Below are 26236 nucleotides of genomic sequence, written 5' to 3' on the forward strand. Positions count from 1 at the left end.
CCGGCTAGTTCAACTATACATGAAATTTATTAACGATTTCCTGCAACTCCTGCGCCATGTTGGCCAGACTCTGACTGGCGGATGCAATTTCTTCCATTGAAGCCAGTTGTTCTTCAGTAGCCGCAGATACCGTTTCGGCTTCAACCGTAGCCTTTTTGCTCAACCCTTCGACAGTATGCACAGACGCCACAATTTGCTTATTACCGTCATCAACCAGCCGCATAACGGCAGAAATCTGAGTTACTTGCTCGGAAACCTGCGACACAATCTCGGTAATTTCCCGGAAGGCGCGGCCTGCTTCATTCACTACCTCTGCGCCCCGGCCAACTTCGCGGGTACCGTCACCCATTGCGGCCACAGCCTTAGCCGTATCCTCTTGTATCTCAGTAATCAGCATAGCAATTTGTTTAGCCGCATCCTGCGATTGCTCAGCCAGCTTGCGGACTTCTTCGGCGACAACGGCAAAGCCCCGGCCTTGTTCACCGGCCCGCGCCGCTTCTATGGCGGCATTTAGCGCCAGCAGGTTAGTCTGCCCGGCAATACCTGATATGGTGTCGACAATCTGCCCGATTTCTTTGGAACGCTCACCAAGGTTGGCAACTACCTTGGCTGAACTGTTCACCGTTTGTTCTATAAGCGCCATCTGGTCAACAGCCTTGCCAATCGAGGTACCGCTCTCCCTGGCTTTAGCCGCCGCCTGCGCGGACCTGGCAACCGTTTGTTCAGCATCAGCAGCCGCCTGGCGGATACTCAGGGACATTTTAGCCATGGCCGCCGCCGTTTCTTCCACGGTATTCTGCTGTAAATGAGCCCCCTGCGCGATATCGGCAACCGAGCCGGCAACCTGATTGGAAGCCTCGGCCGACTCCAGCGAACTGGCAGTCAGTTCCTCCGATGACGCGGCTACCTGATCGGCGCTGGTATGTACCCGCATAATAAGTTCGCGCAAATTATGGACCATGTTATTAAAACCCGCGGCGAGTTCGGCAATTTCATCCTTACCGTCAGCATCAGCCTGTTTGGTAAGATCGCCGGCAGCAACCAGGTTGACCTGACCGGCCAAAGCTTCAATTGGTTTGGTTATGCGTCTGGCCATAACAAAGGTTATTAGAGTTACTAGAAGAACACAGGCCAAAGTTACCAGCGCAAACAGCCAGCTCAAGGTAACCAGCGGCCTGGAGACCACTTCCTGGGGAACGCTGATTGCCAGCATCCAGCCTGTGGAAGACACTTTTTGATATACCATGAGATATTCCTTGCCGTTTTCGCGATAGGTGGTCACCCCTTGCTCCTGACCAAGAATATTCTTAACGGTGGCTGACATCTCTTTTAATTTATTTGTTTCAAAAACGCTTTTTGACACTAGTTCAGGATCAGGGTGAGCCAGCAAAAAGCCCTTGGCATCAATCAAAAACGCATGCCCTTCACCGTGCAGTCTGATGTCTTTCACATTGTCAACCAGTGTATTAAGTAATATATCCTCACTGATAACACCGCGAATCTGGCCGGAACTGTTCTTTACCGGCATAGCCACCGATACTGCCATTTGTTTGGTAACGGCGTCCAAATACGGCTCTGAGAAACACAGTTTGCCTTGCTCCATGGCCGACTTGTACCAGGCCCGGGTGCGGGGATCATAATCGGCCGGCGGCGTCCAGCCGCTGCCATCCACCATTTTGCCGTCTACCGAGCCAAAGTACATGTCTGACAGTTCTTTATCCACGGTCTTATACCCGGCCAGCATAGGAACGGTTATTTCTCCGTCACCGACTGTACTCCGCAAGTTGCCCACCGTGATTTCCAGCATTCTGGCTTTGCTTATCAACCACCCGTCAAGTTTGTTAACATGCGACAGTACATTGGCTTTCATTTCTTCCTGGATGCCGGCCGCAACCTGGCCCTTAGTAAACATATAACCTGAAATAGATGATACCAATAATGCAATGATTGTCAGTAATGAGAACAAGAGTGTAAGCTTAATCCTTAACTTCATTTTTCTGCCTCCTAAATTATTGCGATATTATGTAGTAAACACCGGTATTTGCCACCTCCTTTCGACACAAGAAACTCTTAGTTCGGTAAGCTGACCAAAACCAGCTAACACTATTCCTGTATAAAAGTCATTCTCCTATAATAAAAGCCTTCGACCCTTAAGAGTCGAAGGCTTCTTTGCCGGTATCCTATCCTGTGACAATATTCTACAATGTATAGCTTTATTTGTAAATAGAGTAGATTGCTGGTTATTCCTTTGTCTGTTAAGAATATGCTATACCGTCCAATATTAAATTTCTTCAGTTATGCGGGCAATACGGGCAGCGATATCTCCCTCATATAAACCGCCGTGATAACAAACTACGTTGTTAATATCATAGCGCAGCAGTTTACCAAGCGACGCCAAAGCCGCCGGCAAATCAGGCGTGTATTCCGGCGCCGGCCCGATTAACTTCCCGTTGTCCACCCGCAGCTGATCGCCGGTAACTAAAAGCCGGCAATCACAAATATATAAACAAATATGCCCTGGTGAATGCCCCGGCGTATGAATAACCCGAATGCCGCCATGAACAGGCAGCAGTTCATTGTCAGCCACCAGCCGGCTAACCGGGGCTTTAGGAAGACTGGCAAACGTCGCAGCCGCTACAGCCCGCATATTTTCCGGCAGCATTGCAATCCTGGCGGCAATACGCTCCGGCGTTAGCTTAACAGGGGGAATATCGCCTTCAATATATGGCTTTTCAGCAGCATGCGCATGAATCTGAACAGAACCATTGAACTGGAGAATGTCCGGCAGCGTACCAATATGATCCCAGTCATGATGGGTTATTAGGACGCGCTTAACCTGTTGAAAGGAAACACCGGCCTGCTCTACCGCCTGCCGCAGTTGCTCAAAGATGCCTGGATAACCGCTGTCAATCAGGGTAGCCTCCGCCTCATCCCAGATGAGCACAGGGTGTATTCTGCTTTTATTACCGAATACCTCCACATCGAGCTCAAGAATCTTAACCTGAACAGACTTTGTCATAACCGGGGCCTGTAAGGCCCTCGTCACCTCCGTATTGGCTTTTTTGACTAAGATTATACAGCATAAAGAGCGTTATGCCCACCACCCAAAGATTCTTGAAAGTCGCCAAAGAAAAATTTATCAGCCACCAAAAGAATAACAATCCTAGAATTAAGGAGCTGAAGCAGCCACATAGCAATCTTGTTTTTTGTGCTACTAGTATTATAATAAAGTTAGATTCGGTTGATTGGCCAAAGTTGTTCAAAGCACCGTAGCTTCCCGGTGCTTTTTTTATTCACAAATATTCAAGGAGGAGTTCGGTATGAGAGAGTACTATTTTCGTGAAATGAAAGAAGAATATTTAGATAAGGTGCTACAGATTTATACCTACTATGTTTTAAATACTTCGGCGACATTTCATTCACGCTCACTAACCCGGGCAGAGATGAGTGAAATAGTATTTTTTGATAATGAAAAATATAAAACATTTGTAGTTTGTCAGGAAGATGAAATTTGCGGTTATGTTTATATAGCTCAGCACAAAAAAAGAGAAGCATATGACAATACTGCCGAGGTAACAATTTACTTGCGGCCAGATTCTATCGGCAAGGGTATTGGCAGTATGGCGATAAGATATATCGAAGAATATGCTAAGAGAATGAAGCTGCATGTGTTAGTAGCTACGATATGCGGAGAAAACGAAGCAAGTATTCAGCTCTTTGAAAAGAACGGTTATGTTAAATGCGCTCATTATAAAGAAGTAGGACAGAAATTCGGACAATTGCTTGATGTTGTTGCTTATCAAAAAATACTTGCCTGAGTTTCATGATTATATATGCAAATCTGATTGCAGTTAAAAACACAGCGCTGACCGGACAGGCTGTGTTTTATTTAAAGCTGCGTTTATGTTGTACTTGTTGGTTGTAAGGCTGATTATACAGACACAATACTGTGAGAGCGTTTTAAAAACTTATACCAGAGTAACTTCCTTTGTTTCTACCTCCATAGGGTTTAAGACAATTTGGTATCCCACAGTAAGATCTAAGAAACCGTTGCCTTCCTTCATCTTTTTATACCCCAGCGTACTTGTCCTTTTACATAGCTGTGCATATATTTCAACTTCGGTAAGGGTACGCTCAAAATCTTTTTCACACTGGTTAATGATTAGAGCCGCCGCACCGGTGACATGAGGAGTAGCCATGGAGGTGCCGGATAGTTTCGCATATTTATTGCCCGGATATGTCGATATGATATCAACACCAGGGGCCACTACATCGACTTCATTGTTCATTGTGCTGAAGTAAGCAAATTTTTTATTCAAGTCAACTGCCCCTACGCCAACGACTTCATTATATGCGCCGGGAAACTGCACTTCCTGTTTGCCCGTATTTCCTGCTGCACAGACTACGAGAATACCGCTGTTTGTCGCCTTAATAATAGCATCATGCAGTTCCTGCGAACCTTGGGGTCCGCCTAAGGACATCGAAATAATGCGTACCGTTTCTCCCTGCGGCCCTTTCCAGTCAATCGCATAATCAATAGCATCGGCAATGCCCTGAAGACTTCCGCTTCCACTCCCTTCTAAAACCTTGAGAATCAGCAGACTCGCCTGTGGTGCCATGCCCAGAACGCCTTGATTATTTTCCGAGGCAGCAATTGTTCCTGCAACATGCGTCCCATGTCCATTATTGTCATCAAAAATGTTTTCATCACCGTTAAAGTCAGAAGTAAAATTGCGGCCACCAATAATTCGGTCTTTTAGGTCGGGATGATCTTTTTGGCACCCCGTATCCAAGACCGCAATTACTACTCCACTTCCTTTCTTGCTTTCACTCCATACTTCCGGAGCGTTCATTAATTTGACACCTTCGGGGATTTCTGCAACTTGATTAATTACTTCTTTGACTTCAAAAGGCACCAGGCTCATTTCATTCATACATGATTCCTCCCTGGAATTTTATCATTCTTCTTTCACAAAAAATTTCTTACTTTTTTTGTGTAACATGTTATATAATCACTTCTGCATTATTCCAATATTTTCCTGTTTTTTCATTGACTATAGCGATATATGAAGTGTTAAAAGTTTTTTCCTAAATCAGGTCTTTATTATTGAATTTATCCATATTTTAGCGGCTTATAATAGCATGCTGGCAGTTGCCAAATGGATTGTTAGCTTTGCAGTTTCTTCACAAACTCCTGCAGGTTCCAGAACTCTCCAGGAATTATCCCCTTATACTGTAGATAGAAGCCATCTTCAGCAATTGCAAAATAAATAGAACCTGCGAATTTTCGCAGGTTCTATTTTATTCCTAGTTACATATCCTGGGATTATGCAGTGCCCTTCCCTAACGGTCCCGTCATTGCCGTGATTTTATTTCCTGTTCAGTCAAAACATCGACAAACGCAGTCAAAAGCTCATCCTCTGCCTTACAACTCTGTTTATAGTACCAATCGCGAACCAGCTTCTCGATTTCCGTGTCACTTCCGGTAGCTTTTAAGGGATAGACTGCTATTATTTTTTTAGAAATCTTGTCTCGCAAACCAATTTTCTCTGCAGTTTCAAATCTTCCCATAAAAAATCCCTCCAAATTAATTAATGTTACCAGCAGCTATATTTTAGTGCTTGATAAATTTATCTTCTTCCGGCTCCTTGAAAGCCAGATTCAGCATTTTTAATGATAATGTCCGTGTTTTTAAATTTGTTACTTTGTCTACCGCACTAGCAAGCAGGCGGGATCTCCAAGTATCGCATCCTTAATTTGCTTTTTTCTATCAACGTGTTGACCGCTAGATATATCAATTGAGGTGCTTCCATTTGCCCTGAAATGGAAATCTACAAAAAAGGCAGTGCCATCGGCTTCTATTTCTACCCTATACCGATACCCGCCTTTATGGATCAGGTCTGAAACAGTAAATTCTTTATAGCTTTCCAAACAATATTTTTTTATAGCCGGAACAATAAGCTCTCTATTCAGCATTTTTTCTCTACTCACGGTAATGTACCTCTCACATTCATAGTAACGATTGATTTCCTTGGTCATAAGCATCATTATTGCCCTAATCTGTTTTTTCATCCAGCCTCTCTACTAACTTCTGTATATTGACACAAATTCCTGCTCATCAAATGAACAGAAAGAGGTCAGCGGATTTTGTCCGCTGACCTCATGTAATCCTCAAGATTTATCAAATTCCGGACCATAAACAACTATAGGTAAATACACCTGCTTACTTTACACCATGTATCATACTGTCGGAAACGCCGGACAATTCCGAGGCCATCGTGGCTAATCCCTGGCTGGTGTAAGCCATTTCACTAATGGAGGTTTCCTGGATCTGAACCGTTTTATCGATAGCAACTACTTTATCATTCATCAGGGCAATTGAACCCTGTATCTTGGTTAGCGATGCGTTGATATTTTTTACGGATTCAGCACTGACAGTCGCCAACTTGCGAACCTCTTCGGCGACAACACTGAAGCCGCGGCCTGCCTCACCGACCCGCGCCGCTTCAATAGCGGCGTTGAGTCCTAAGAGATTGGTCTGATTGGATATGTTCCGGATAAATGCGACAATCTCATCAGTCTGCCGGATGGTGTCGGTCAAGCCGCTGCTTACCTGCCCCAGCTCATTGCAAACGGCCGCCAACGCTTGCGCCCCTGCCGCCAATTCCTCCATGCTGGCCGTGAATTCTTCCGAGGAAGCTACCAGATCGTTGGCTATTGTTCGGATTTTCTCCTGATTGACAATAGCCTGCGTCGTAATGACGCAACCAATTGTATTGTTCTCGTCCTTGACCGGATAGGCGCAGGCAATATAAGGAATGTCAAACGCCGATTGTTCGCGGGTAATAAGACGGATAACCCGGGAACCGGTTTTTATGCACTGCTCGCTGACCTGCCCTTTCATAGGCTCTCCTGCCTTTAGGCCCAGATCAAAGGACTTACCCGGTACATAGGCTGAGTATACCTCATCCTTAATTACCGATATCCCTACATCCTCAACAAATATTTCATTAAGGTAGGGCGCCACTTCGGTAAACAATTGCATTATTTCTTCGCCTGAATGCCGTTTCATGCTCTCCTCCTTGCTTAGCCGCAGCAGCTGCCAGCCAAAATATTAGGAACAGAAAGTTAGGATAAGCAATTTCAAGCATACAGGGCAACAGATTACTAACATCCTGCCTAAAAGAACTTAATGGATTTCAGCTGACCAGCCGGGGCGGCTACAGTGCATCGTTATGATTGTCTAAAAAGCCGGTATTAAAATTTCCGCTAAGAAACACTTCGTTTTGCAAAAGTTTCCGGTGAAAGGGAATCGTCGTCGCCACTCCCTCAATAACAAACTCAGCTAAGGCCCGCTGCATACGTTTCACGGCCTCCTGCCGGGTCTTGCCCCAGACAATGACTTTGGCCGCCAGTGAGTCATAATGGGGCGAAATCTCATAACCAGAATACACGGCGCTGTCAACCCTGACTCCGGGTCCCCCCGGCGGCAGGTAGGTACGGACAATTCCGGGAGAGGGAAGAAAGTTTCTGCCCGGATCTTCCGCATTGATGCGGCATTCCAGGGCCCAGCCGTTAATAGCGACCTCATCCTGCGCGACTGAAAGCGGGCAGCCGGCCGCTACGGCAATTTGCTCTTTAATCAAGTCCAGCCCGGTTACCAGTTCGGTAACCGGATGTTCTACCTGGATGCGGGTATTCATTTCCATAAAGTAGAACCGGCCATGCTTATCAAGTAAGAATTCTACCGTGCCTGCGCCATGATAGTGCACGGCTTTGGCTGCCAGTACGGCTGCCTGGCCCATCTCTTGCCTGAGCTTAGGATTCAGCGCCGGCGACGGCGCTTCCTCAACCAGCTTCTGGTGGCGGCGCTGAATGGAACAATCGCGTTCGCCAAGATAAATCACATTCCCCTCTTTGTCAGCCATGATCTGGATTTCAACATGCCGGGGTTCTTCAAGATATTTTTCCAGGTAAACACCCGGATCGCCAAATGCCAGCTCGGCCTCTTTCTGCGCCTGGCGGATGGCTTTCAGGAGCTCGGCCTCATCCTGCGCTACCCGCATCCCCCGGCCACCACCGCCGGCGGTAGCCTTGACAATAACCGGATAGCCAATATTTTGCGCTACGCTTACTGCCAGTTTGATATCTTCAATTATGCCCGCTGTTCCCGGTACAACAGGCACACCGGCCTTCTCCATGGTTTTTCTGGCAACGGCTTTTGCGCCCATGGCGCGAATGGCGCCGGCCTCCGGGCCAATAAACACCAGTCCTGCCGCAGTGCAGTTTTCGGCAAAATCGGCGTTTTCCGCCAAAAATCCGTAGCCGGGATGAATGGCGTCTGCGCCTGCGGCCAGGGCCGCGCTCAGAAGCGCGAAGCTGTTTAAATAGCTTTTTTTAGCAGCCGCCGGACCAATACAATAGGCTTCATCGGCCAGCTTCACATGCAACGCCTCCCGGTCTGCGGCTGAATATACAGCCACCGTGGCAATATCCATCTCACGGCAGGCCCTGATGATTCTTACAGCAATTTCACCCCGGTTAGCGATCAGTACTTTTTTAAACATAACAACACTCCGTTAAAATACTAAGAAATACATTAGGAATATGTTGACTGCCAACAGCATCAGGGCGGTTGGCACCTGCGCCTTAATAACCCCGTTTTTGTCGGGCAAATCCAGGAGAGCTGCCGGCACAATATTATAGTTAGCGGCCATGGGGGTCATTAACGTACCGCAATAACCGGAGAACATACCAATGGCTGCCAATACAGCCGGATCCCCGCCGTGCATCTTAACTACCAGCGGTAAGCCAATGCCGGCCGTCATGACCGGAAAGGCCGCAAAAGCGTTGCCCATAATCATAGTAAATAAAGCCATACCCACGCCATACGCCAGTACCACCATAAACTTGTTATCAACCGGAATAGCCGCACCAACCAGGTTGGATACAACCTGGCCGACGCCGGCGGCGGCAAACAGGGCTCCAAGAGTAGCCAGCATCTGAGGCAGAACAGCCGCCCAGCCAATAGCATCGAACAAACGGCGCGATTCTTTTACAGGCTGCAAGCCTTTGTCCTTTGTGAGCAGCATCGCGGCCACCAGAGCCAAAACGCAAGCCATACCCAGACTGACTAATGTAATATTAGCTTTGTCTAAAAGCTGCAGACTGCCTACTTTAAAATCTTTCAGGCCCAGGGTTCCAATTATCGTAATAACAGGAATCAGGAGGGCCGGCATGAACAGCCAGTTCCCCAGCTTTTTAGCCTTATCACTGCGGGTTTCAACAGCGGCTTCCTCATGTTTCCCCATGCGTACACCGCCGCAGCCGGCGATAACGGCCATAGCGATAGCCAGAACTCCCATATACACCGGACTGATCATATTGCCAAATAAGAAACTAACGGCATAGAGCCCCCAGAAAGAACCTGTCAGGAACCGCTTGGGATTACCCTTATCCAGAAAAGACAACAGTGCCACAACAGCAATAAGCGCCCCCAGTATGAAATAGATGTGATTAAGACTAATTAGCATGATTGTTCAACTCCTTTTGCGATGCATTGGCCGCAATGCCTTGCTGCACTTCCCGCTGAATGGTGCGATCCAGGAGGTACAGCCGAACACTATGAATGATGAAAGCCGCGATAGCGGTAGGTATCCCCCAGAGGGCAATATGCAGCGGTTCCAGAATAATGCCGTTTTGTTCGTAAAAACCTTTCATAAGCAAAATGGCGCCAAAGGCTATAAAAATGTCTTCGCCGAAGAAAAGTCCCACATTATCGGCAGACGCAGAAAAGGCCTTGATTTTATTACGTGTTGTTTCAGGCAGCGGTCCGTATTTATTCTCAGCGGCTGCTTCGGCCATCGGGGCGATAAGCGGGCGAACCAACTGAGCGTGCCCGCCTAATGCAGTCAGACCGATAGCGGCAGCTGCTTCACGAATAAACAGGTACAGAATTAACAGTCTCCCGGTAGTTGCCGCCTTGATTTTGCCAATGACATTGAGCGCCTGCTCCTTTAAGCCATTGCGTTCCAGCAGGCCGATAACCGGTAAAGTCAGTAAGAATAAAGGAAGATAGCGATTTTTGACAAACGCCTCACCAAAAATAGTCAATATCTTGTCAATCGACAAGTTTCCTGCCAAACCGGTGACAATGCCGGCGACAACAACCACCAGCAGGGGATTAAACCGTAACGCAAATCCAACAATAACCACAACAATACCTAACAGTGTCATACTTCTTTGCTCCTTTGTTTCAATTTATTTTACCGATAAAGAGATAGGTTACTTAGGCTTTATCCTAAAGAGCGGCTGACCGTATTCAACAAATTCACCGTCTTTCACCAACACCTCCATGATCTCGCCCGCCATGCCGGCCTCTACTTCGTTAAATAGCTTCATGGCTTCAAGTACGCAGACTGCGGTACCAGTATCCACTATTTGTCCGACCTGGACAAACGCCGGAGCCCCCGGCTCGGGAGCAGCATAAAAAGTTCCCAGCATTGGGGCAAGAACCTGATGATATTTTTCTTCACCAACAGCGGCGGCAGGTTCTACCGGCAAATCCTCCGCCGTTGACACGGCGGCTCTGACAGGCTCAGCCGCCTGCGCCGGCGCAGGCGGTAAGTCATTAGCGCCTTTTATAATCACCAGCCGGGTTTTCTCTTGTTCTAACTCCAGCCGGCTTATCGCCGACTGATCCACCGCTCTGATAACCTCCAGAATTTCATTAATACTTAGCATAGTTTCACTCCTTATAAATGCTTCATTTTTATCGCCGTTCGCAGACACTCTATCCTCTTTTCACGTTCCCGATACAGTCTTGCCGCCTCGGCAACGGTAATTTCAGTAAATTTAATTTTTCCACCAGGCTTGACCTGGGCAACCTTGGCTGCGTCCACAGCAGCTACCTGTGCGATTTTAGGATAGCCGCCTGTAGTCTGGCGATCGGCCAGTAAAATAATCGGATTGCCATCAGGCGGCACCTGGATGGTTCCGAGAGCTACGGCTTCAGACACCATTTCCAGAGGCTCGGCCAATTCTAAGGCCGGTCCTGTCAGCCGGTAGCCCATCCGGTCGGCTTGCGGCGTTACCTTAAACTCGCCATTCCACAACGCTGTTTGCGCAGCGGCGGAAAACTGTTCATACTGACTGCCGCGCATAGCCCTTACACTAACCGGCGCAGAGCCCGATAAAGAATGCTCCGTTCCGGCATACCAGGATGTTGACAGAAACGGATGATTCGGTCCCTGCTTGACCAATTGCGCCAGCCACTCATCCAAATCGTTCTGCGGGGAATTTATTGCCAGCACATCACCGGCCGCCAGCGCCCGTCCGTCAAAGCCGCCAATACCCGCCCTGAGGTAAGTGCTTTTGCTGCCCATCACCTCACCGATACCGAAGCCGCCGGCTACAGCAAGGTAGGAACGGCAGCCGGACTTACTTGCGCCAAACTGGAGAACACTGTCCTTAGTTATATATACCGGCCGCCATAAAGGCACAGGCTTGCCGTCAATAACCGGAGATAAATCACCGCCGGTGACGGCAATCAGGGCATCAGCATCAAACTTCAGGGCGGGTCCCAGCAAAGTAATTTCAAGTACTGCCTCTCCCTCGGGATTACCGGCAAGCAGATTAGCCACCCGCAATGCATAGGGGTCCATGGCGCCACTGACAATTACCCCATATTTCTGATAGCCATATCTCCCCAGATCCTGAATGGTTGTGAGCAGACCGGGACGGATAACTGTTATACTCATTTGTCTGCCCCCTTTAAGGTATGGTACTCCTCTGGAGTAATCGCTTTGAACCGAATGATATCACCGGACTTTAAGAGGGTAGGAGGATTATCAGCAGGCCGGAATAAGGCAACCGCCGTTCGCCCGATAAGCTGCCAGCCACCTGGTGTTGTTATCGGATACATACCGGTCTGCATCCCGGCAATTCCCACTGTTCCTGCCGGTATGGCCGGCCGGGGCGACTGACGCCGCGGTGCGGCAATCCGCTCCGACATGCCACCCAGGTACGGAAAGCCCGGAGCGAAGCCAAGCATGTAAACAAGATAGCGGCCGCCGGTATGGATTTCAACTACCTCATCTGTCGTTAAGCCGTTGTGCTGAGCCACAAAATCCAGGTCTGGCCCGAATTCGCCGCCATAGCAGACAGGAATCTCTACAACCCTGGCCTCGGAGGTTTCTTCGTGTTCAAGCTTAGCTAGAATTGCTTGCAGTCTAGCGATAACCATATCGCCTGTGATGCTAACAGGATCATAAAACACAGTAACACTGGCAAAAGCCGCAACATATTCCACCATGCCCGCAAACGCATGGTTATCAAGATACTGGGATAACGCCTTGACCCTGCTATGAAAAACAGGATCAATGCCTTTTCCGAATTCCACCATAATAGCCGTTTCACCAAACGGCAGCATATTTGCGGCTGATAGGCCACCAGCCTTGGTATGCCCCAAATGTCTCACCCCATTTATAAAAATAGCTGACAACAATTTACAGGTTCCCCTGTAAGAGACCTTGCCCGGCGCCATTGCCTACAGGTTCACTTGCTTGTTATCAGCTGCTGCGTTTTTTTCTGCAAAAAACTTGCGCGGTATTCACTTTTACTTACTAAAAGACTGGACTACGATTCCCGAACGTTCAAGTACCTCCCGGATATGGCGGGCAAATGCCAAGGCTGCGGCGCCATCACCGTGAATGCAAACCGTATCAGCCTGTATAGCAACCTCTGTTGCCTGCTGCGAAGTTACCCGGCCTTCCTGCACCATGCGGATAACCTGCACTACGGCTTGCTCATGCCCGGCAATCAATGCGTCGGGGTGACTCCGCGGCGTCAGTGATCCATCCTCCTGGTAAGTCCTGTCGGCAAACACTTCATGAGCCGTTCTCAGTCCCATGCTTTCGCCGGCACATACCAGTTCGCTGCCGGAAAGACCAAAAAGAATTAACTCAGGATCAATTTTGTACACGGCTTCAGCAATGGCCCTGGCCAGATCCTTACTTTTCGCAGCCATATTGTACAGAGCCCCATGTGGCTTTACATGCTGCATTCTGCCGCCTTGCGCCTTGACAAAACCCGCCAGCGCACCAATCTGATAGACGGCCATATCGTACGCTTCCTGTGGTGAAATCGCCATATTGCGCCGGCCAAAGCCAATCAAATCCGGCAAACCGGGATGCGCCCCAATTGCTACTTTGTTTTTCAGAGCCAAATCTACTGTCTTGCGCATAATTCCCGGGTCTCCCGCGTGAAAACCACAGGCAATATTGACAGAGGTAACATAGGGCAGTATTTCTTCATCTACTCCTAATTTGTAGGCGCCATAGCTCTCGCCCAAATCACAATTTAAATCTACCCTAAACACGCTTGCTCGCCCCTTTGCAGCTAACGCGGCACAGAAAAAGGGCGCAACAAACAAAGTCCGTTCCCAGCTTTGTCTGAAGCGCCATTGCTTCTTTACAACGTTACATGATTTTCTTGTTGTTTATCATACCATTGTAAATAGCCATACGTAAAATTGAAAAATTAAATAGGGCCCTTCAATTTTCTTGAAATGGCCCTACAACTTTTTAATAATCTTGGCGTAAATTTGCTTTTCAGCCAGCAATGCATCAATGGCCGCCTGTTCGCTTACCATGCTGAAACGAATCTTATCGCCAGGCCTGGCCTGCGCCAAAAAAGATATATCCACCCGAATTACATAACCGATCTTGGCAAAGCCCCGGGTTGTCTGGTGATCCGCCGTGACGATGAACGGCCGGCCATTTGAGGCGATCTGAATGGCGCCTAACCCCACCGCATCTGACACAATATCAGTTTCTTTGCCGACAGGCAGCACTTTAGGCCCTTTAAGTAAATACCCGGCCCTGTCGGCCTCCGCAACAACATAGGTGCTGGTGAGGAAACTTTTTCTCGCGCTATCGGCAAACATATAATCCTGTGGCCCCAGCATAACTCTCAAGGTAAGCTCAGAGCTGTAGTCAGGAATATAACGGCTTGGCAATATGCGGGATATAGCCTGAGATGCGCTGTCCCCACCAAGGTACAATACGTCGCCCTGGCGCAATGCCCGCCCTTCCAAACCGCCGATGCGCGCCCGGGTATAGGTTGAGCGACTGCCCAGTATAGGCGGTATATCTATGCCCCCGCGAACAGCCAGATACGTGCGCAAACCGCTTGTTGCCGTATCAAACATGAGTTCTCCCCGTTTGGGGACAAAAAAAGCTGACCAGTTCGCAACAGCCTTGCCATTTAATTTTCCCTGCATATCGGCGCCACAGACGGCAACAAACTGTTCCTGATCAAACTTAAACGCCGCCCCGCAGTCTGTCATTTCAATAACAGCCGCATTCTCCCGGTTCCCGGCCAGCAGGTTAGCCACCCGGCAGGCGTATTTATCCATGGCGCCTGCAATGGGCATGCCAAACGCCTGAAAGCCCCAACGGCCTTCATCCTGAACTGTGGTAAAGCCGCCTTGCTGTAGAATGGTAATCATGGACATCCTCCGCCGTCGCAGCGACTCATCTGCAATGCATAGGTCCCCGACGTTACTTTTCTGCGAATCTTGAAATACTCATCAATATCGACAGCACAAAACCGGACATAGTCTCCGGCAGCAACCAGAAACGGATTGCTGCGCCGCGGATCAAAAGCCTGAACGGGCGTACGGCCAATCAGCCACCATTCGCCCGGACTCTCCACAGGATAAAAACCGGTCTGATTTCCCCCAATGCCCACCGACCCGGCCGGCACATTGCTCCGCGGCGTTTCCTGCCGCGGTACAACCAGTTTTTCCGGCAAGCCGCCCAAATAAGGAAAACCCGGCGTAAACCCGAGCATATAAACCTGATATGTCTGGGAGGTATGCTGGGCAATCACTTCGCCGGCAGACAAGCCGGCATATCTTGCCACAAAATCCAAATCCGGCCCCAGGACACCGCCGTAGCAGACAGGAATCTTTACCACACGGGACGGCAAATTGTTCAGACTCAGCGGCGTAATCCCGGCGTAAAGCCGGCGAATAACCCCTGATAAATCCTGCCGTGTTATAACCAGTGGATCAAAGTAAACCGTTACCGACCGGTAGGTAGGAACTACCTCCAGAATGCCAGGCTGGTTCTCGGCCGCCAGCAGCCTGGTAAGCTGCTGTACACGTGCGTTAATTTCCGGTGATATGACGGTTCCTAATTCGACTACCAGACCAAATTCACCGGCCTGCTGCAGTATAATATCCGGTAATACATTCATTCCCAGTCAACTCGCTTCATCTCAGCAGTCTTTCGTGAACTAGCTTAATAAAGGCCCGTATGGCATGCGAATGCCATTTCTCCTTGTGGTACACCAAAAAAGTATTGGTGGTAAGATCACGCCCCTGCCAGGGTAAGGACGATAAAAGTCCGGCCGCAATTTCTGTTTGCACGGCGATGAGCGGCAGAATGGCGATACCCAGGTCGCCGATCACAAACTGCTTTAAAATCTCAAGCTGTCCTATCTCCAGCACCGTGCGCGGCTGAACGCCGGCTTTGCTCATAATTTCTTCCAAGGTCATCCGGTAATTGCTGCCTGAATCGGTAAAAACAAAGGCTTGTCCCTGGAGATCCTTGACCTTTACCTGCTTCTGCCTGGCAAGCCTGTGCTGAGGTGAAGATACCATAACAACAGCTTCCGGCCACAATAGTTGTCCCTTCAAATCGGTATCCTGAATACTTTTTTCCAGAAAAAAGGCCAGATCCATCATGTTCTTTCTAAGCAAATAACGAAAATCGCTGGCTATGCCGAATTTCACTTTTAAATCTACGTCAGGATACAACGCAACATACTCTTTCAGCACATCGGTCAGGTAATATACTCCTAAAGATTCCGGCATGCCAATAACAATAGGCCCGTGGGGCACTGCAAAGTTGTCAAATTGATTTTTGGCATCATCAGCCAGCTTGGCAATCTGTTCAGCATAGTCATACAGCCTTTCCCCATCGGTTGTCAGCATTAGCTGATGACTAAACCGTTCAAACAATACAGTATCCAGTTCTTTCTCCAACAACTGGATATGTGTTGTCAGAGTAGACTGGGTATAGCCCAGAAACTGCGCAGCCTGCGAAAAACTCCCCAGTTTCACAATGGTGATAAACGTTTTTAATTGCCGGATTTCCAAATAGCAGCACCCCGTTCTATCCTGTTAAAAGTATAACTTTCCTCCCTGATAAGAGTAACACCGGCTTTAACCCTTCGCCAAAGACTCAGCACAAACCAAGTCCTTTCTTATAAGCCATCTGAAGGTTAGTCGCCGGCTAAAAAGCTACGTCAGTCAGTACGCCGTCAAGCAAATCAAAGCCGGTAATCTGTTTACGGCTTAGTATAACCCCTTTCTGCCGGCAGATGTTAACATACAGTTTATATGAGGTTTCTAATAGTTCAAGATTATTTGTTAAACCATACATGGCGGTATCAAAAAAGCGCCGGTAAAAATCGGGATCCTGGCCAGGCTCGCTGCCGGTCACATCGGTCTTTAGATATTCCTGGATCAGCACATTGAGAATTATTTCGCCTTGCGCTGATCATCCGCTCCCGCTGGCCTATTTTGTCCTTCACCGAATATTCCTCCCACGTGTACAATACATTGCTCCGGTTACTGTAGTTAAACACTTGTTTCTGTATAAACAGAAGCACCCATAACCGCCATTCAGCTAAGTTATGGGTACTTCTCGATAACAGAGACTATATCCTGCTGCCACTGTACATATTTTTACAAAACCCGACTCAATCATCCAATTACGCACGCAATGAAACAGTATCACCCAAGCCTGTCATTTTGTTTTACCAACGGCACAAAACCGGCCCAGGCCAAAGTTCTTAATATAAACAGTACTGCCGTCCTCATTTTGCACTGCCAGACAATCGCCGACCAGTTCCGGAACAGTCGTCTTTAATTCCTTTGCCAGCCTGCCAACAAGCGTGCTGCCCGGACGCCAGCGGTTGGCCTCATAATGTTCAATTGCCGTTACCGATACCCCAATAGCTTGCGCCAGGTGCTCCTGCGTCATTCCACAACGTTCACGCAATGCTTGAATCCGCTCGCCAAACATACAAATCCCCTTTATTTATAAATCGGCTCAGCAGCCGTTCTTTTCCAAACATCTAAGCTTCTTTTCCAGATTTTCAGCCATAATATATATTTCTACCCGTTCGCCGGTTTTAGTGCTGATATCACTGTGACTGCTGACCACCTTGCATTCGGTCAGTTTGGCAACCAGCTCCTCCGCCTCCGTGCTAAAGGTTTCCCTGAGTATCTGCCGCATTTCTTTTACAATCTGACGGCCCTTGTCGGTTTTAGCCAAATGGGTTTCCTCGACCGTCAGCACACCTTTAAACCGGATGAGTACCATATCCTCGATAATATAGGTCCTGGCTTCCACAGGCCCCCTGCCCACCAGGCTGCGGTGATGCTTAATAAAGGCATCACTGATGGCTGCTTCTAAAGCAGCTTTTTTCTGAAACACAAAGTACCCTCCTAAAAGCTCCCGCAAACATATTACATTAGCGGGGCAATAAAGAAAACACGGCTTACGCCGAGCCTTTGGCGAAAACGGAAGCCGATGTTGCCCTTATCCAGGCGAAAGCTGTACTTTCTATCAGGATAAAGAAAACACGGCCTCAGCCGAACCCTTAGCAAAAGCTTACAGCCGATATTGCCCTAGCCGGCGGAAAGCTATACTTGTTGTCAGGGCAATAAAAAGAAGACCCTTAAACTAAAGGTCTTGCGACCTCCTGCTTTAGCCTGCGAAGTTAGCTGACGGGTAGGATGGCAAGAGTACAAACATCCTTTCTGCGTTGCAGAATTAACCCCAATAAGTGGTTCCTCCGCTTCCTTGTCTGGAATTCGGCCTTTGGTTGTCATATCTAACTATACTCCCAGAATGAACAAAAAGAAAGAGTCAATAAACACTATGGCGTGCTCAGCAACCCTTTGCGCTTGAACTATTAAGATTTATCACCATGTCTCTTAGCCTATCTCAACCGAGCTTGCTATCTCATGGAATTGCCGCCCCGCCCGATTCCGGTATACAAAATTATGCAGCTTGGGCATTCCCCGGAGCTAAACCGGTTTTTCCTATAGCCTGCCGTACTATAAGTTTCGGGAAAAAATATGGATATCCGTTCTTTGCTTAAAGCCGATATGTTCCCAGAAAGACATGCCCTGACTGTTATCGGCTATAACAAACAAATGGCATTTTGTTATGCCGGCCGCTTTTAGCCCGGCCAGAGAGTGCTTAACTAAACTTCGTCCAATGCCTCTTCCCTGCTGCGGCTTCTGTACTGCCAGATGATACAAAAACCCCCTGCGTCCGTCATGACCGCAGAGGATTGTGCCGATTATTTCCTCCCCCACAAGCGCCACAAAACTTAACCCGGCATTCCGGGATAAAAACACTGCCAGGTTTTCCCGGGAATCGGCTTCACTCAACCCCATTCCCGGCGTACTTTGCCACAAAGCCAGCAAAGCTTCATAATCAGTAATCCTAAGTTCGCGTATCTGATACCCGGTCATACCTGCCGCCTTTCGGCTTCCGGCCCGCAGCCTAAGTCTGATAGATTATTTTTCCGCCGGCAATGGTGCATAAGACTTTTGTCTTGGCAATGTCCTCCGGCAAAACAGTCATAACATCCTGCGACACCACAAGGATATCGGCCAGTTTGCCTGGCGAAAGCGTCCCTTTGGCGCTTTCACTAAACTCAGCATACGCACTCCCCTGCATATAAGCATATAAACAGTCTGCCACCGAAAGCTTCTGCTCCGGCACCCAGCCTTCCGGATTCCGGCCATCCTGCGTCCGGCGGGTTACCGCGCTGTAAATACCCTGAAAAGGATTAAGCGGCACAACAGGCCAGTCAGTGCCGAAAGAAAGGCTTGCACCGGCTGTCAGCAGTGAGCGGAAAGCATATGTCAGTTGACAGCGTTGTCTGCCAATACGTTTCTCGGCCCAGCAGCCGTCTTCATAAACATGTCCTGGCTGCACCGAGGCCAATATCCCCAGCCGCGCCAGCCGCTCAATATCCGCCGGTATCAGATGCTGCGCATGTTCAATGCGAAACCGCCTGTCCCGCTTGCCATTGGCGAGAATGACAGCCTCGAATATATCTAACAGGATATGATTGGCCTTATCGCCGATAGCATGAATTGAGACCGGCAATCCGGCTTTGTCGGCGGCTGTAATCCGTTCCTGCATAATTCCTGCGGGAAACATTTGCTCGGCTAAGAGGCCTGCTGTCGCCGGCGCATCCTGATAAGGGCCGAACATCAACGCCGTACCTGAGCCCAGCGAACCGTCAACAAAACCTTTTACGCCGCCCAGACGCAGCCAGGCATCTCCACAAAACCCTGCCGCCATCAATTCCAGCTGTTTTTCCCATTCCGTGATTTGGGTCCGGGCGTAGATACGCAGAGTAAGTTTTTCCTGCTGCCGGAACCGTTCAAAGGTTTTCCAGTCATTCCAATCAGCCCAGGCCGTAATATCCTGAACCGACGTTACCCCCACCTGAGCGGCATGCCGCATAGCCGCTATCAGCGCCTGATCATACTGCTCCTCAGAAGGCGCCGGAATACAATTCTGAACAAGCCGTACGGCGGTATCTTTCAGAATACCGGTAGGTTCACCTGTGTCAGTATCCCTGACGATGGCGCCGCCGGCAGGATCGGCAGTATTCCGGGTAATGCCGGCCAGTTTAAGCGCCAGGCTGTTGGCAAAGCCGATATGCAGATCACTGCGGGCAAGAAAGACCGGATTATGGGGAGTCATACTGTCAATCCACTCTTTGGCCGGTATCTCCCCGCCCGGCCATTGGTCATTATTCCAGCCACCGCCGGTAATCCATATGCCGGGCGATGTAGTGGCCGCCCTGTTGGCAACCGCTTGCATGAATTCCGCCTTGCTGCCGGCCTGGCGAAGATTCAGGGATAAAAGTTGCATTCCCCCTACCAGCAAATGGGTGTGATTGTCGATGAAGCCGGGTAAAACCAAATGACCGTCAGCATCCACAACCTCGGTGTTAGAGCTGCTCAGCAAACGGATCTGGTCATTGGACCCCACAGCAATGATGATGTCAGCCTGTACAGCCAGGGCCTCGGCATAAGGCAGCTCAGGCTCGCCGGTCCAAATCCGGCCGTTAATTATAATTAAATCAGGTTGCATCCCCCTAATCAGCCTCTTTTCTTTGGTCATCAGCACGCTACGGCTCCTCCAGCGCCGGTCGGGTACCGGCTGCCGGCTGCCGCGCAGCCCAGATGCCGCCAGAGATAATCAACAGGCCGCCAATAATATGCGGCAAGCCGATGGCTTCATCCAAAAATATATAACCAAGCAAAGCCCCGTAGAGAGGCAGCGTGTTATAAAAAACCATAGCTCCGCCAGCTCCCAGCCGGGCAACCCCCGCATTCCAGGCGTAAAAACCAAAGGCGCCCGGTACGACACCCAAATACACAGTCAGCAGAAGCAAGCGGGCGTCGAACTGAACAGGCACATGCTGCATTTCCAGGACAGCCAAAAGTATCAGGGCCGGCAGGCCGATAAATATGGATAATGCGGTTGCCGAGACGGAGGACCGCTGCCGCATAACCCGGCTGCTGAAAAGTGAGTATAGCCCCCATAAGGCCACAGCAGCAAGGATAATAAGATCGCCGATGTTAAATCCCGCCGTCTGCCAGAAGGACCAGGAGCCGCCGGAAACCAGGAAAAGAACACCGGCCAATGCTAAGAGAGCGCCGGTCATTTGCCGTCCGGACATAGGCTCATGGATTACCCAGGTAGCAAACAGGCCTGTTATAAGTGGCGCCAAACCATTAATAATAGTGCCGTTCACGGCGGTGGTATAGTGCAGTCCCCAGTACAGAATGGGGGAAAAAAGCACTACTCCGGTAACAGCCATAGCCGCCAGCAGCCAAAAGTCCTTACCCATACGCTGCCCGGCGGCGGGCTGCCGCTTAAGAAGCAGGGCAAAAATCAGTGCGGCGACACAAAAACGGACGGACGATAGAGTTATCGGGCCAATAGCGTCTTTAAGCAAACGGCCCAGCACCATATTGGATGCCCATGTCAACGTGGCCAGATTTACACAGGCAATACCGATAAGCTGTTTTGTTTTTTCCTGCGTCATACTTAAAACCTCGCTCATACTCCGCCGTTGCCAGACTGCGGCGGGATTTGGATTCCTTTACTACATAATTTGACTTTAACAGGAAAAAACCTACCTAACTTATTAAATTATGCAAGGTTACAGAAATTTATACCAAAAAATTTATCCTGTACTGAGCCCGCCCTGCTTTACAGTACCCTTTCCCCCAGCAGCGACCCCATCAGCGCCACCGCGACCTTAGCCGTCTGATTGCGATGGTCCAGGACAGTATTGATTTCGACAAACTCGGCGCTGCTGACAATGTTAGCCGCCGCAATCAGTTCCATTGCCAGGTGACTTTCCCGGTAGGTCAGCCCGCCGAAAACCGGAGTGCCGACCCCTGGCGCATGCAACGGGTCCATGACATCCATATCGAAACTGACATGAACGCCGTCGGTGTCCTCAGAAACAATGCGGATTGCCTCTTCCATAACCCTGGCCATACCCAGCATGTCAATTTCATGCATAGTATAGACAAGAACCCCCAGTTGTTTCAGCAGCAATTTTTCTCCCGGGTCCAAATCGCGGATGCCAATCATAACAAACTTTTTAGGGTCAAGTACGGCTTCCCTGCCACCCACGCCTGTCAGCCGTTCGTGCCCCAAACCAAAGCTTACGGCAACCGGCATACCATGAATATTGCCGGAAGGTGATGTTTCAGCAGTGTTTATATCGCCGTGCGCGTCAAACCAGATGACGCCCAGTCGCTTTTTATGCTGTAAAACTCCGGAGATAGTACCGATGGCAATGCTGTGGTCGCCGCCAAGCACCAGCGGAAAGCGGCCTTTTTCCATTTCTCCGGCAACCATATGACATAATTCAGTATTCACCCGTTCAATTTCATCCAGATATTTTAGATTGGTTCCATCTATAAAACAGGAACCCGGCCTGCTAGTCAAAATATCGCCTTTGTCCTCGATATCATAGCCAAGACTCTCAAGCTTTTCTCTAACTCTCGCATAACGAACAGCACTAGGCCCCATATCAACCCCCCGGTGCTCGGCCCCCAGGTCAATAGGGACGCCAATCAGCGAAATATGTTTGTTTATCGTTGAATTCATATAGAACACCATCCATTTCATAAAGTAGACTTAGCTTCAGATGGGGTTTTAACCCCACCTGAAGTTTAGTCGCCCTTATCCAGGAACTTAGCCGCACTTATCTCCCGCTTATAGAAGCAGGAGTCTTAGTGCGGGTTAGTTACAGGATAAAACCTGTGATCTGTAGTAGTATTTTACACTTACCCGAATTTAACCTGCCGCCTATGCGATTTTTGAAACCGAAGTATTTTTTTGCGCAATAAAGAAAACACGGCTTGCGCCGAGCCTTTGGCGAAAGCGGAAGCCGATGTTGCCCTTATCCAGGCGAAAGTTATACTTTCTATCAGGATAAAAAAAGACTGCCTCTTTGAGACAGTCTTTTTTTATCCTTACGCGTTTATATTTGGTGTTGAATCATGCGCATCTGCTAATTGTTCGTCTGTTAAACCTGTGCTTACTAATTTGGCTATTACCAAATCACCAGATACGTTCAATGTTGTTCTGCACATATCCAGGAATCTGTCAACGCCGAGTATTAAGCCCAAACCTTCAACAGGTACGCCAACATTTACACACAAAATAGCGATTATCGGCAAAGTACCGCCAGGAACACCTGCCGTGCCGACACCTCCCAAAACTGCGGTTAATACCACAACAACCTGTTGGCTTATTGTCAAATCAATTCCGTAAACTTGAGCTAAGAACAGTAATACGGCACCTTCATACAAGCCTGAACCGTTTTGGTTGGCGGAAGCACCGCAAGTCAAAACAAAACGTGAAACTTTGGAAGGAAGTTTAAGCGATTTTTCTGCAACCTCCAAGGCAATTGGCAAGGTGGCATTGGAAGAAGCAGTTGAAAATGCATATACATATGCTTCCCGGCAGCCCGCAAAGAATTTCCATGGGTTTGTTTTAGCAAAAAACTTAAGGAATATGCTATACGTAATAAATTGCTGAATCAGCAGGCTTAGTACAACTACACCGGCAAATAAAGCAACATTTCCCAGGAAGCTGGCACCCATGCGGTAGGTAGTGTTAAATACAATCGCAAATATACCATAAGGAGCAATTTGCATAGCCCAGTCGATTATTTTGAGTGAACAGTCAAAAATTGCCTGCAGTACCTTAATAAAGGCATGTTCTTCATCTTTAACACATACGCTCAGAGCATAGCCGAACATTAATGCAAATACCATAACAGCTATAATCTCACCGCCGAATGCTCTGGCAGCAGAATCAACAGGGTTCTGAGGAATCAAATCCGTAATGTATGTAGTCCAAGGTTTTGCTTGCGCAAGCTGCATGTTTTTATTAATTGAGATAACGGCCTGATTTTTTGCAAGCTGTTCCTTGTCAAACTGCAGCCCAACGCCTGGCTGTATAACGTTAGTAATTGCAATAGCAATAAAAACTGCAATAAGGCTTAAAACAACAGTATACATTAACGATTTTCCTGCAACCTTTCCCAGGCTGCGGCCCTTGCCAAGTTCATAAACACCAAGCATTAGAGCGGAAACTAACAAAGGAACAACGACCATGAAAATCATTTTTAGGAAGATAGCACCGGCTAAAGTACAAAACTCTGTAAATGTCGTCATGAAAGGAAAAGCTTTTTCAGGTAAATTATAATACGCAATTAACCCGACAATAACACCCAAAATAAATCCTAATAATAGCTTTTGGTATTGTTTCATAAACTTCCTCCTCTAAAGTTTTGTAAAAGATTAAAGCTATAAAAATACCAAGTTAACTACTACGCACCCCCTATTGTTTGCCTGCAATAACAAAAAGTTTGTATCCAGTGCACTTTTTCAGATCACCTTCCCTCACCCAGCGATAAATAACTCACATCTCATTACTAACTATATCTGTAATCTATTCCATTATACCTCAAAGACTCCTATTATTTACAGTATTGCAAGGGAAAATTAGAAAAAAATTCTATGTATTCTGTATACTCGTAAACATCCATCTGTAAAAAACAATTATTTCGAAATATAAACACACCTGTGTAACAAACAGCAGACTCCGCCACACATCAACACTGCAGAACTTAATGTAATATGTAAATCAAATAGAATTTTTTACACCCTTGCCAGTTTGACAGAATAACAGGTTCCAATCGCCAGCAAAACAAAAAGGGATACCGGCTGGTAACCCTCTAAATCGATATACCTTCTTTCAGGACAATCAAGCACCGGTCTTGACAAGGACCGGTGCTTGCTGTGTGAAAAAGTTAAAGCAGATTGATACCCGCAGCGCGGTTGGCAGACTCTATTGCCTGGCGCGCCAACTCATTAGCCTGGGCGGCGGTGTTTAAGCTTTGATCGGGATTATGGAACCCCATGCTATTTTCAGCTGCAACAAAATCCCAGTACCAACCGGCCTTACGCACCAGTTCGCGGGCTTTGGCCAATTCCGCCTGATCGGCATTGGGAGCCTCGGATGCCTTCTTAATAGCTTCATGGGCTCTGGCCACATTTTGTCCTGCGGTATGCAGTACCTCAAAGGTATAATCCTGGGTAGTCTTAATTCGATCTGCCAACCAGGCAGTTCCCTGGGTATGGCAGCTGCCGCAGGCTGCATCCAGATCCTTGAGCGGGCTGGTCATCCAGTGAGAACTATATTTTTGCCCGTCTTTTCGTACATATGGCATATGACAGTCGGCGCAGGCAACCCCGGCTTTACCGTGAGTCCCGGTGGCAAACGTTTCGTAGTCAGGATGCTGAGTCTTTAACATTGCCGCCTTGGAATCAGGCTGCTGCCAATCCTGTACGAACCCGTTCGGCTTATCGGCGTAGTATGCATACATATCGCCGGGTTTGAGCCCCTTTTCCCACGGGAAGACCACTTTCATAGAGCCCGGGGCAAAGTAATACTCGGAATGACATTGAGCGCACACATAGCTTCTCATGTCTTCCCGGCTGGCCTTGCTCACATCGATGCCCCGCTGCTGCATAGCTTCGGTAAACGCAGGATTGATAACCCTGAGATCCATGTTCTCCGGATTATGACAATTAGCACAGCTAATGGAACCATGGGAAGGAACCTGTGTTGCCAACTCGTTAAAGGGTATCTTGGCAAAACCCCAGCCTGACTCCTTGTAAAACTTTTCAACATAGGGAGTTTTACAGGTTATACAGGCTCCCGGGGATTTGGGACCAATCCGTTTGGTTTCCCTGATATCTTCCATGGCGAACACATGACCACGGTCCTCGGTATAGTCAATGCTAAACGGCATTCCCTTGAAATTCGTCGTCAGTTCAGGCATCATTTCTGATTTTTGGACCTTCACGCTGCCGCCATAACCGGTCGGCGATGGCGACATGTCGGCATTCTTTTTGTAGCTTTCGTACTGCAGTGGATATAACTGCCCCCATACCGCCGGATCATACTCCCCTGCCGGAATTTTAGCCACCTTGACGGTTGATGCGGGTTTAGCTACTCCAATTCTCATGATAACAAACCCAAAGAAAAGCAGCAGTACACCAAGCAAAGCAATTAAAGATTTCTGCGACTTACTCAACCTTTATCCCTCCTTTGCTCTTGTTGGTGCCATGAACCAGACTTCTATGGCATTTGGTGCAATCCTGCCCGCCTGCCCCCATCCCGGTAGTTTCTACCGTAGACTGGTGACAACGCAGGCAATTATCCGCTATGATTTTTTTCCCTTGAGCTGTTACCTTGATTGTTGCCGGATAATCCCTCAGTACTTCATGATACACATCGTTAATACCGGTCTGAGTCTTTGCAGCTAATTTGACGGCCAGATTATTGTTCGGCAGGTGGCACTCTGTGCATTCGATTTGCTTATGATTGGAAGCCTGCCAAGTGGCATACGCCTGTTCCATGGAATGGCAGGACCCGCAAAACTGCGGCTTTTCTGCCTGGGCATAACCAAACCCCGCCATTGCCATACCAGCCACCGCCACAATGAAACCAATCGCCATCAGTTTTAGCGCATTGCGGTTCAGATATTGACCAGTATCCAACACTATCTCCTCCTCTCCTGTTTT

At 48.5% G+C, this 26236-nt stretch carries 27 protein-coding genes and 1 riboswitch; of the genes, 1 reads left to right on the plus strand and 26 read right to left on the minus strand.

Annotation, left to right across the window (positions count from 1 at the left end; genetic code table 11):
• Nucleotides 1-13: 13 nt before the first annotated feature.
• Both SATMO3_RS25580 and SATMO3_RS25585 read right to left on the minus strand, forming a co-directional pair.
• Entirely contained in the window at nucleotides 14-1993 is a 1980-nt protein-coding gene (locus SATMO3_RS25580) for a methyl-accepting chemotaxis protein (RefSeq protein ID WP_371373006.1), read from the minus strand.
• A gap of 288 nt (nucleotides 1994-2281) precedes the next feature.
• Nucleotides 2282-3019 carry an MBL fold metallo-hydrolase gene (locus SATMO3_RS25585; RefSeq protein WP_371373008.1) on the minus strand — a complete coding sequence of 246 codons (738 nt, stop codon included), beginning with the start codon at nucleotides 3017-3019 and terminating at the stop codon, nucleotides 2282-2284.
• A gap of 301 nt (nucleotides 3020-3320) precedes the next feature.
• On the opposite strand from SATMO3_RS25585, the gene SATMO3_RS25590 reads away from it, so the two are divergent.
• A complete protein-coding gene (locus SATMO3_RS25590) occupies nucleotides 3321-3818 on the plus strand; it encodes an N-acetyltransferase family protein (RefSeq protein WP_371373010.1) in 498 nt (165 codons plus the stop codon).
• A gap of 150 nt (nucleotides 3819-3968) precedes the next feature.
• Here SATMO3_RS25590 and SATMO3_RS25595 read toward each other — a convergent pair whose 3' ends face one another.
• The 24 genes from SATMO3_RS25595 to SATMO3_RS25710 all read right to left on the minus strand — a co-directional run bounded on the left by SATMO3_RS25595 (nucleotide 3969) and on the right by SATMO3_RS25710 (nucleotide 26212).
• Complete coding sequence (locus SATMO3_RS25595) at nucleotides 3969-4934, minus strand: S8 family peptidase (RefSeq protein ID WP_371373012.1); 966 nt, start codon at nucleotides 4932-4934, stop codon at nucleotides 3969-3971.
• A gap of 421 nt (nucleotides 4935-5355) precedes the next feature.
• The gene (locus tag SATMO3_RS25600) at nucleotides 5356-5571 is read right to left on the minus strand and encodes a hypothetical protein (RefSeq protein ID WP_371373014.1); all 216 of its coding nucleotides are present in this window, start codon (nucleotides 5569-5571) and stop codon (nucleotides 5356-5358) included.
• Nucleotides 5572-5709: 138 nt separating this feature from the next.
• Complete coding sequence (locus SATMO3_RS25605) at nucleotides 5710-6072, minus strand: hypothetical protein (RefSeq protein WP_371373015.1); 363 nt, start codon at nucleotides 6070-6072, stop codon at nucleotides 5710-5712.
• Between the two features lie 151 nt (nucleotides 6073-6223).
• A complete protein-coding gene (locus tag SATMO3_RS25610) occupies nucleotides 6224-7072 on the minus strand; it encodes a methyl-accepting chemotaxis protein (RefSeq protein WP_371373017.1) in 849 nt (282 codons plus the stop codon).
• A 148-nt stretch (nucleotides 7073-7220) separates the two neighbouring features.
• Nucleotides 7221-8567, minus strand: a complete 1347-nt coding sequence (gene accC / locus SATMO3_RS25615) for an acetyl-CoA carboxylase biotin carboxylase subunit (RefSeq protein WP_371373019.1) — start codon at nucleotides 8565-8567, stop codon at nucleotides 7221-7223.
• 12 nt (nucleotides 8568-8579) lie between these two features.
• Nucleotides 8580-9533, minus strand: coding sequence for a DUF979 domain-containing protein (locus SATMO3_RS25620; protein ID WP_371373021.1), 954 nt, complete (start codon nucleotides 9531-9533; stop codon nucleotides 8580-8582).
• Complete coding sequence (locus SATMO3_RS25625; RefSeq protein ID WP_371373023.1) at nucleotides 9523-10236, minus strand: DUF969 domain-containing protein; 714 nt, start codon at nucleotides 10234-10236, stop codon at nucleotides 9523-9525. Before SATMO3_RS25625 ends, SATMO3_RS25620 begins: the two co-directional genes overlap by 11 nt.
• 48 nt (nucleotides 10237-10284) lie before the next feature.
• Complete coding sequence (accB, locus tag SATMO3_RS25630) at nucleotides 10285-10743, minus strand: acetyl-CoA carboxylase biotin carboxyl carrier protein (RefSeq protein WP_371373025.1); 459 nt, start codon at nucleotides 10741-10743, stop codon at nucleotides 10285-10287.
• 11 nt (nucleotides 10744-10754) lie between these two features.
• A complete protein-coding gene (locus tag SATMO3_RS25635; protein WP_371373027.1) occupies nucleotides 10755-11759 on the minus strand; it encodes a biotin-dependent carboxyltransferase family protein in 1005 nt (334 codons plus the stop codon).
• Nucleotides 11756-12469 carry a 5-oxoprolinase subunit PxpB gene (gene pxpB / locus SATMO3_RS25640; protein WP_371373029.1) on the minus strand — a complete coding sequence of 238 codons (714 nt, stop codon included), beginning with the start codon at nucleotides 12467-12469 and terminating at the stop codon, nucleotides 11756-11758. Before pxpB (SATMO3_RS25640) ends, SATMO3_RS25635 begins: the two co-directional genes overlap by 4 nt.
• Nucleotides 12470-12616: 147 nt before the next feature.
• Nucleotides 12617-13378, minus strand: a complete 762-nt coding sequence (locus tag SATMO3_RS25645) for a LamB/YcsF family protein (RefSeq protein ID WP_371373031.1) — start codon at nucleotides 13376-13378, stop codon at nucleotides 12617-12619.
• A 195-nt stretch (nucleotides 13379-13573) separates the two neighbouring features.
• Entirely contained in the window at nucleotides 13574-14509 is a 936-nt protein-coding gene (locus tag SATMO3_RS25650; RefSeq protein WP_371373033.1) for a biotin-dependent carboxyltransferase family protein, read from the minus strand.
• Nucleotides 14506-15261 carry a 5-oxoprolinase subunit PxpB gene (gene pxpB / locus SATMO3_RS25655; protein ID WP_371373035.1) on the minus strand — a complete coding sequence of 252 codons (756 nt, stop codon included), beginning with the start codon at nucleotides 15259-15261 and terminating at the stop codon, nucleotides 14506-14508. Before pxpB (SATMO3_RS25655) ends, SATMO3_RS25650 begins: the two co-directional genes overlap by 4 nt.
• A gap of 16 nt (nucleotides 15262-15277) precedes the next feature.
• Entirely contained in the window at nucleotides 15278-16165 is an 888-nt protein-coding gene (locus tag SATMO3_RS25660; RefSeq protein WP_371373037.1) for a LysR family transcriptional regulator, read from the minus strand.
• Nucleotides 16166-16301: 136 nt separating this feature from the next.
• The gene (locus SATMO3_RS25665; protein WP_371373039.1) at nucleotides 16302-16541 is read right to left on the minus strand and encodes a hypothetical protein; all 240 of its coding nucleotides are present in this window, start codon (nucleotides 16539-16541) and stop codon (nucleotides 16302-16304) included.
• A gap of 276 nt (nucleotides 16542-16817) precedes the next feature.
• Complete coding sequence (locus SATMO3_RS25670; RefSeq protein WP_371373041.1) at nucleotides 16818-17096, minus strand: helix-turn-helix domain-containing protein; 279 nt, start codon at nucleotides 17094-17096, stop codon at nucleotides 16818-16820.
• 27 nt (nucleotides 17097-17123) lie between these two features.
• Entirely contained in the window at nucleotides 17124-17510 is a 387-nt protein-coding gene (locus SATMO3_RS25675) for a DUF2294 domain-containing protein (protein ID WP_371373043.1), read from the minus strand.
• A gap of 260 nt (nucleotides 17511-17770) precedes the next feature.
• Nucleotides 17771-17906, minus strand: a riboswitch (cyclic di-AMP (ydaO/yuaA leader).
• 230 nt (nucleotides 17907-18136) lie between these two features.
• The gene (locus tag SATMO3_RS25680) at nucleotides 18137-18559 is read right to left on the minus strand and encodes a GNAT family N-acetyltransferase (RefSeq protein ID WP_371373045.1); all 423 of its coding nucleotides are present in this window, start codon (nucleotides 18557-18559) and stop codon (nucleotides 18137-18139) included.
• Nucleotides 18560-18590: 31 nt separating this feature from the next.
• Complete coding sequence (locus tag SATMO3_RS25685) at nucleotides 18591-20231, minus strand: amidohydrolase (RefSeq protein ID WP_371381797.1); 1641 nt, start codon at nucleotides 20229-20231, stop codon at nucleotides 18591-18593.
• Nucleotides 20232-20238: 7 nt separating this feature from the next.
• Nucleotides 20239-21162, minus strand: a complete 924-nt coding sequence (locus SATMO3_RS25690) for a DMT family transporter (RefSeq protein WP_371373047.1) — start codon at nucleotides 21160-21162, stop codon at nucleotides 20239-20241.
• A gap of 167 nt (nucleotides 21163-21329) precedes the next feature.
• Nucleotides 21330-22241 (minus strand): arginase, encoded by a 912-nt coding sequence (gene rocF, locus SATMO3_RS25695; RefSeq protein WP_371373049.1) that lies wholly within the window; start codon nucleotides 22239-22241, stop codon nucleotides 21330-21332.
• A 368-nt stretch (nucleotides 22242-22609) separates the two neighbouring features.
• On the minus strand, nucleotides 22610-23914 hold the full coding sequence (locus SATMO3_RS25700) for a dicarboxylate/amino acid:cation symporter (protein WP_371373051.1): 1305 nt from the start codon (nucleotides 23912-23914) through the stop codon (nucleotides 22610-22612).
• A 542-nt stretch (nucleotides 23915-24456) separates the two neighbouring features.
• Nucleotides 24457-25746 (minus strand): ammonia-forming cytochrome c nitrite reductase subunit c552, encoded by a 1290-nt coding sequence (locus SATMO3_RS25705; RefSeq protein ID WP_371373053.1) that lies wholly within the window; start codon nucleotides 25744-25746, stop codon nucleotides 24457-24459.
• The gene (locus tag SATMO3_RS25710) at nucleotides 25739-26212 is read right to left on the minus strand and encodes a cytochrome c3 family protein (RefSeq protein WP_371373055.1); all 474 of its coding nucleotides are present in this window, start codon (nucleotides 26210-26212) and stop codon (nucleotides 25739-25741) included. Before SATMO3_RS25710 ends, SATMO3_RS25705 begins: the two co-directional genes overlap by 8 nt.
• Nucleotides 26213-26236 lie beyond the last annotated feature (24 nt).

The sequence above is a fragment of the Sporomusa aerivorans genome, from assembly GCF_041428895.1.
Taxonomy (GTDB): domain Bacteria; phylum Bacillota; class Negativicutes; order Sporomusales; family Sporomusaceae; genus Sporomusa; species Sporomusa aerivorans.

What these genes read in the sequence shown, in the direction of transcription:
- SATMO3_RS25680 (WP_371373045.1), bottom strand. Translation starts at nt 18,559, where the DNA reads ATGACCGGGTATCAGATACGCGAACTTAGGATTACTGATTATGAAGCT.
- SATMO3_RS25625 (WP_371373023.1), bottom strand. Translation starts at nt 10,236, where the DNA reads ATGACACTGTTAGGTATTGTTGTGGTTATTGTTGGATTTGCGTTACGG.
- accB (WP_371373025.1), bottom strand. Translation starts at nt 10,743, where the DNA reads ATGCTAAGTATTAATGAAATTCTGGAGGTTATCAGAGCGGTGGATCAG.
- SATMO3_RS25590 (WP_371373010.1), top strand. Translation starts at nt 3,321, where the DNA reads ATGAGAGAGTACTATTTTCGTGAAATGAAAGAAGAATATTTAGATAAG.
- pxpB (WP_371373035.1), bottom strand. Translation starts at nt 15,261, where the DNA reads ATGAATGTATTACCGGATATTATACTGCAGCAGGCCGGTGAATTTGGT.
- SATMO3_RS25585 (WP_371373008.1), bottom strand. Translation starts at nt 3,019, where the DNA reads ATGACAAAGTCTGTTCAGGTTAAGATTCTTGAGCTCGATGTGGAGGTA.
- rocF (WP_371373049.1), bottom strand. Translation starts at nt 22,241, where the DNA reads ATGAATTCAACGATAAACAAACATATTTCGCTGATTGGCGTCCCTATT.
- SATMO3_RS25610 (WP_371373017.1), bottom strand. Translation starts at nt 7,072, where the DNA reads ATGAAACGGCATTCAGGCGAAGAAATAATGCAATTGTTTACCGAAGTG.
- SATMO3_RS25650 (WP_371373033.1), bottom strand. Translation starts at nt 14,509, where the DNA reads ATGATTACCATTCTACAGCAAGGCGGCTTTACCACAGTTCAGGATGAA.
- SATMO3_RS25670 (WP_371373041.1), bottom strand. Translation starts at nt 17,096, where the DNA reads ATGTTTGGCGAGCGGATTCAAGCATTGCGTGAACGTTGTGGAATGACG.
- SATMO3_RS25580 (WP_371373006.1), bottom strand. Translation starts at nt 1,993, where the DNA reads ATGAAGTTAAGGATTAAGCTTACACTCTTGTTCTCATTACTGACAATC.
- SATMO3_RS25690 (WP_371373047.1), bottom strand. Translation starts at nt 21,162, where the DNA reads ATGACGCAGGAAAAAACAAAACAGCTTATCGGTATTGCCTGTGTAAAT.
- SATMO3_RS25600 (WP_371373014.1), bottom strand. Translation starts at nt 5,571, where the DNA reads ATGGGAAGATTTGAAACTGCAGAGAAAATTGGTTTGCGAGACAAGATT.
- SATMO3_RS25685 (WP_371381797.1), bottom strand. Translation starts at nt 20,231, where the DNA reads ATGACCAAAGAAAAGAGGCTGATTAGGGGGATGCAACCTGATTTAATT.
- SATMO3_RS25700 (WP_371373051.1), bottom strand. Translation starts at nt 23,914, where the DNA reads ATGAAACAATACCAAAAGCTATTATTAGGATTTATTTTGGGTGTTATT.
- accC (WP_371373019.1), bottom strand. Translation starts at nt 8,567, where the DNA reads ATGTTTAAAAAAGTACTGATCGCTAACCGGGGTGAAATTGCTGTAAGA.
- SATMO3_RS25620 (WP_371373021.1), bottom strand. Translation starts at nt 9,533, where the DNA reads ATGCTAATTAGTCTTAATCACATCTATTTCATACTGGGGGCGCTTATT.
- SATMO3_RS25635 (WP_371373027.1), bottom strand. Translation starts at nt 11,759, where the DNA reads ATGAGTATAACAGTTATCCGTCCCGGTCTGCTCACAACCATTCAGGAT.
- SATMO3_RS25605 (WP_371373015.1), bottom strand. Translation starts at nt 6,072, where the DNA reads ATGAAAAAACAGATTAGGGCAATAATGATGCTTATGACCAAGGAAATC.
- SATMO3_RS25595 (WP_371373012.1), bottom strand. Translation starts at nt 4,934, where the DNA reads ATGAATGAAATGAGCCTGGTGCCTTTTGAAGTCAAAGAAGTAATTAAT.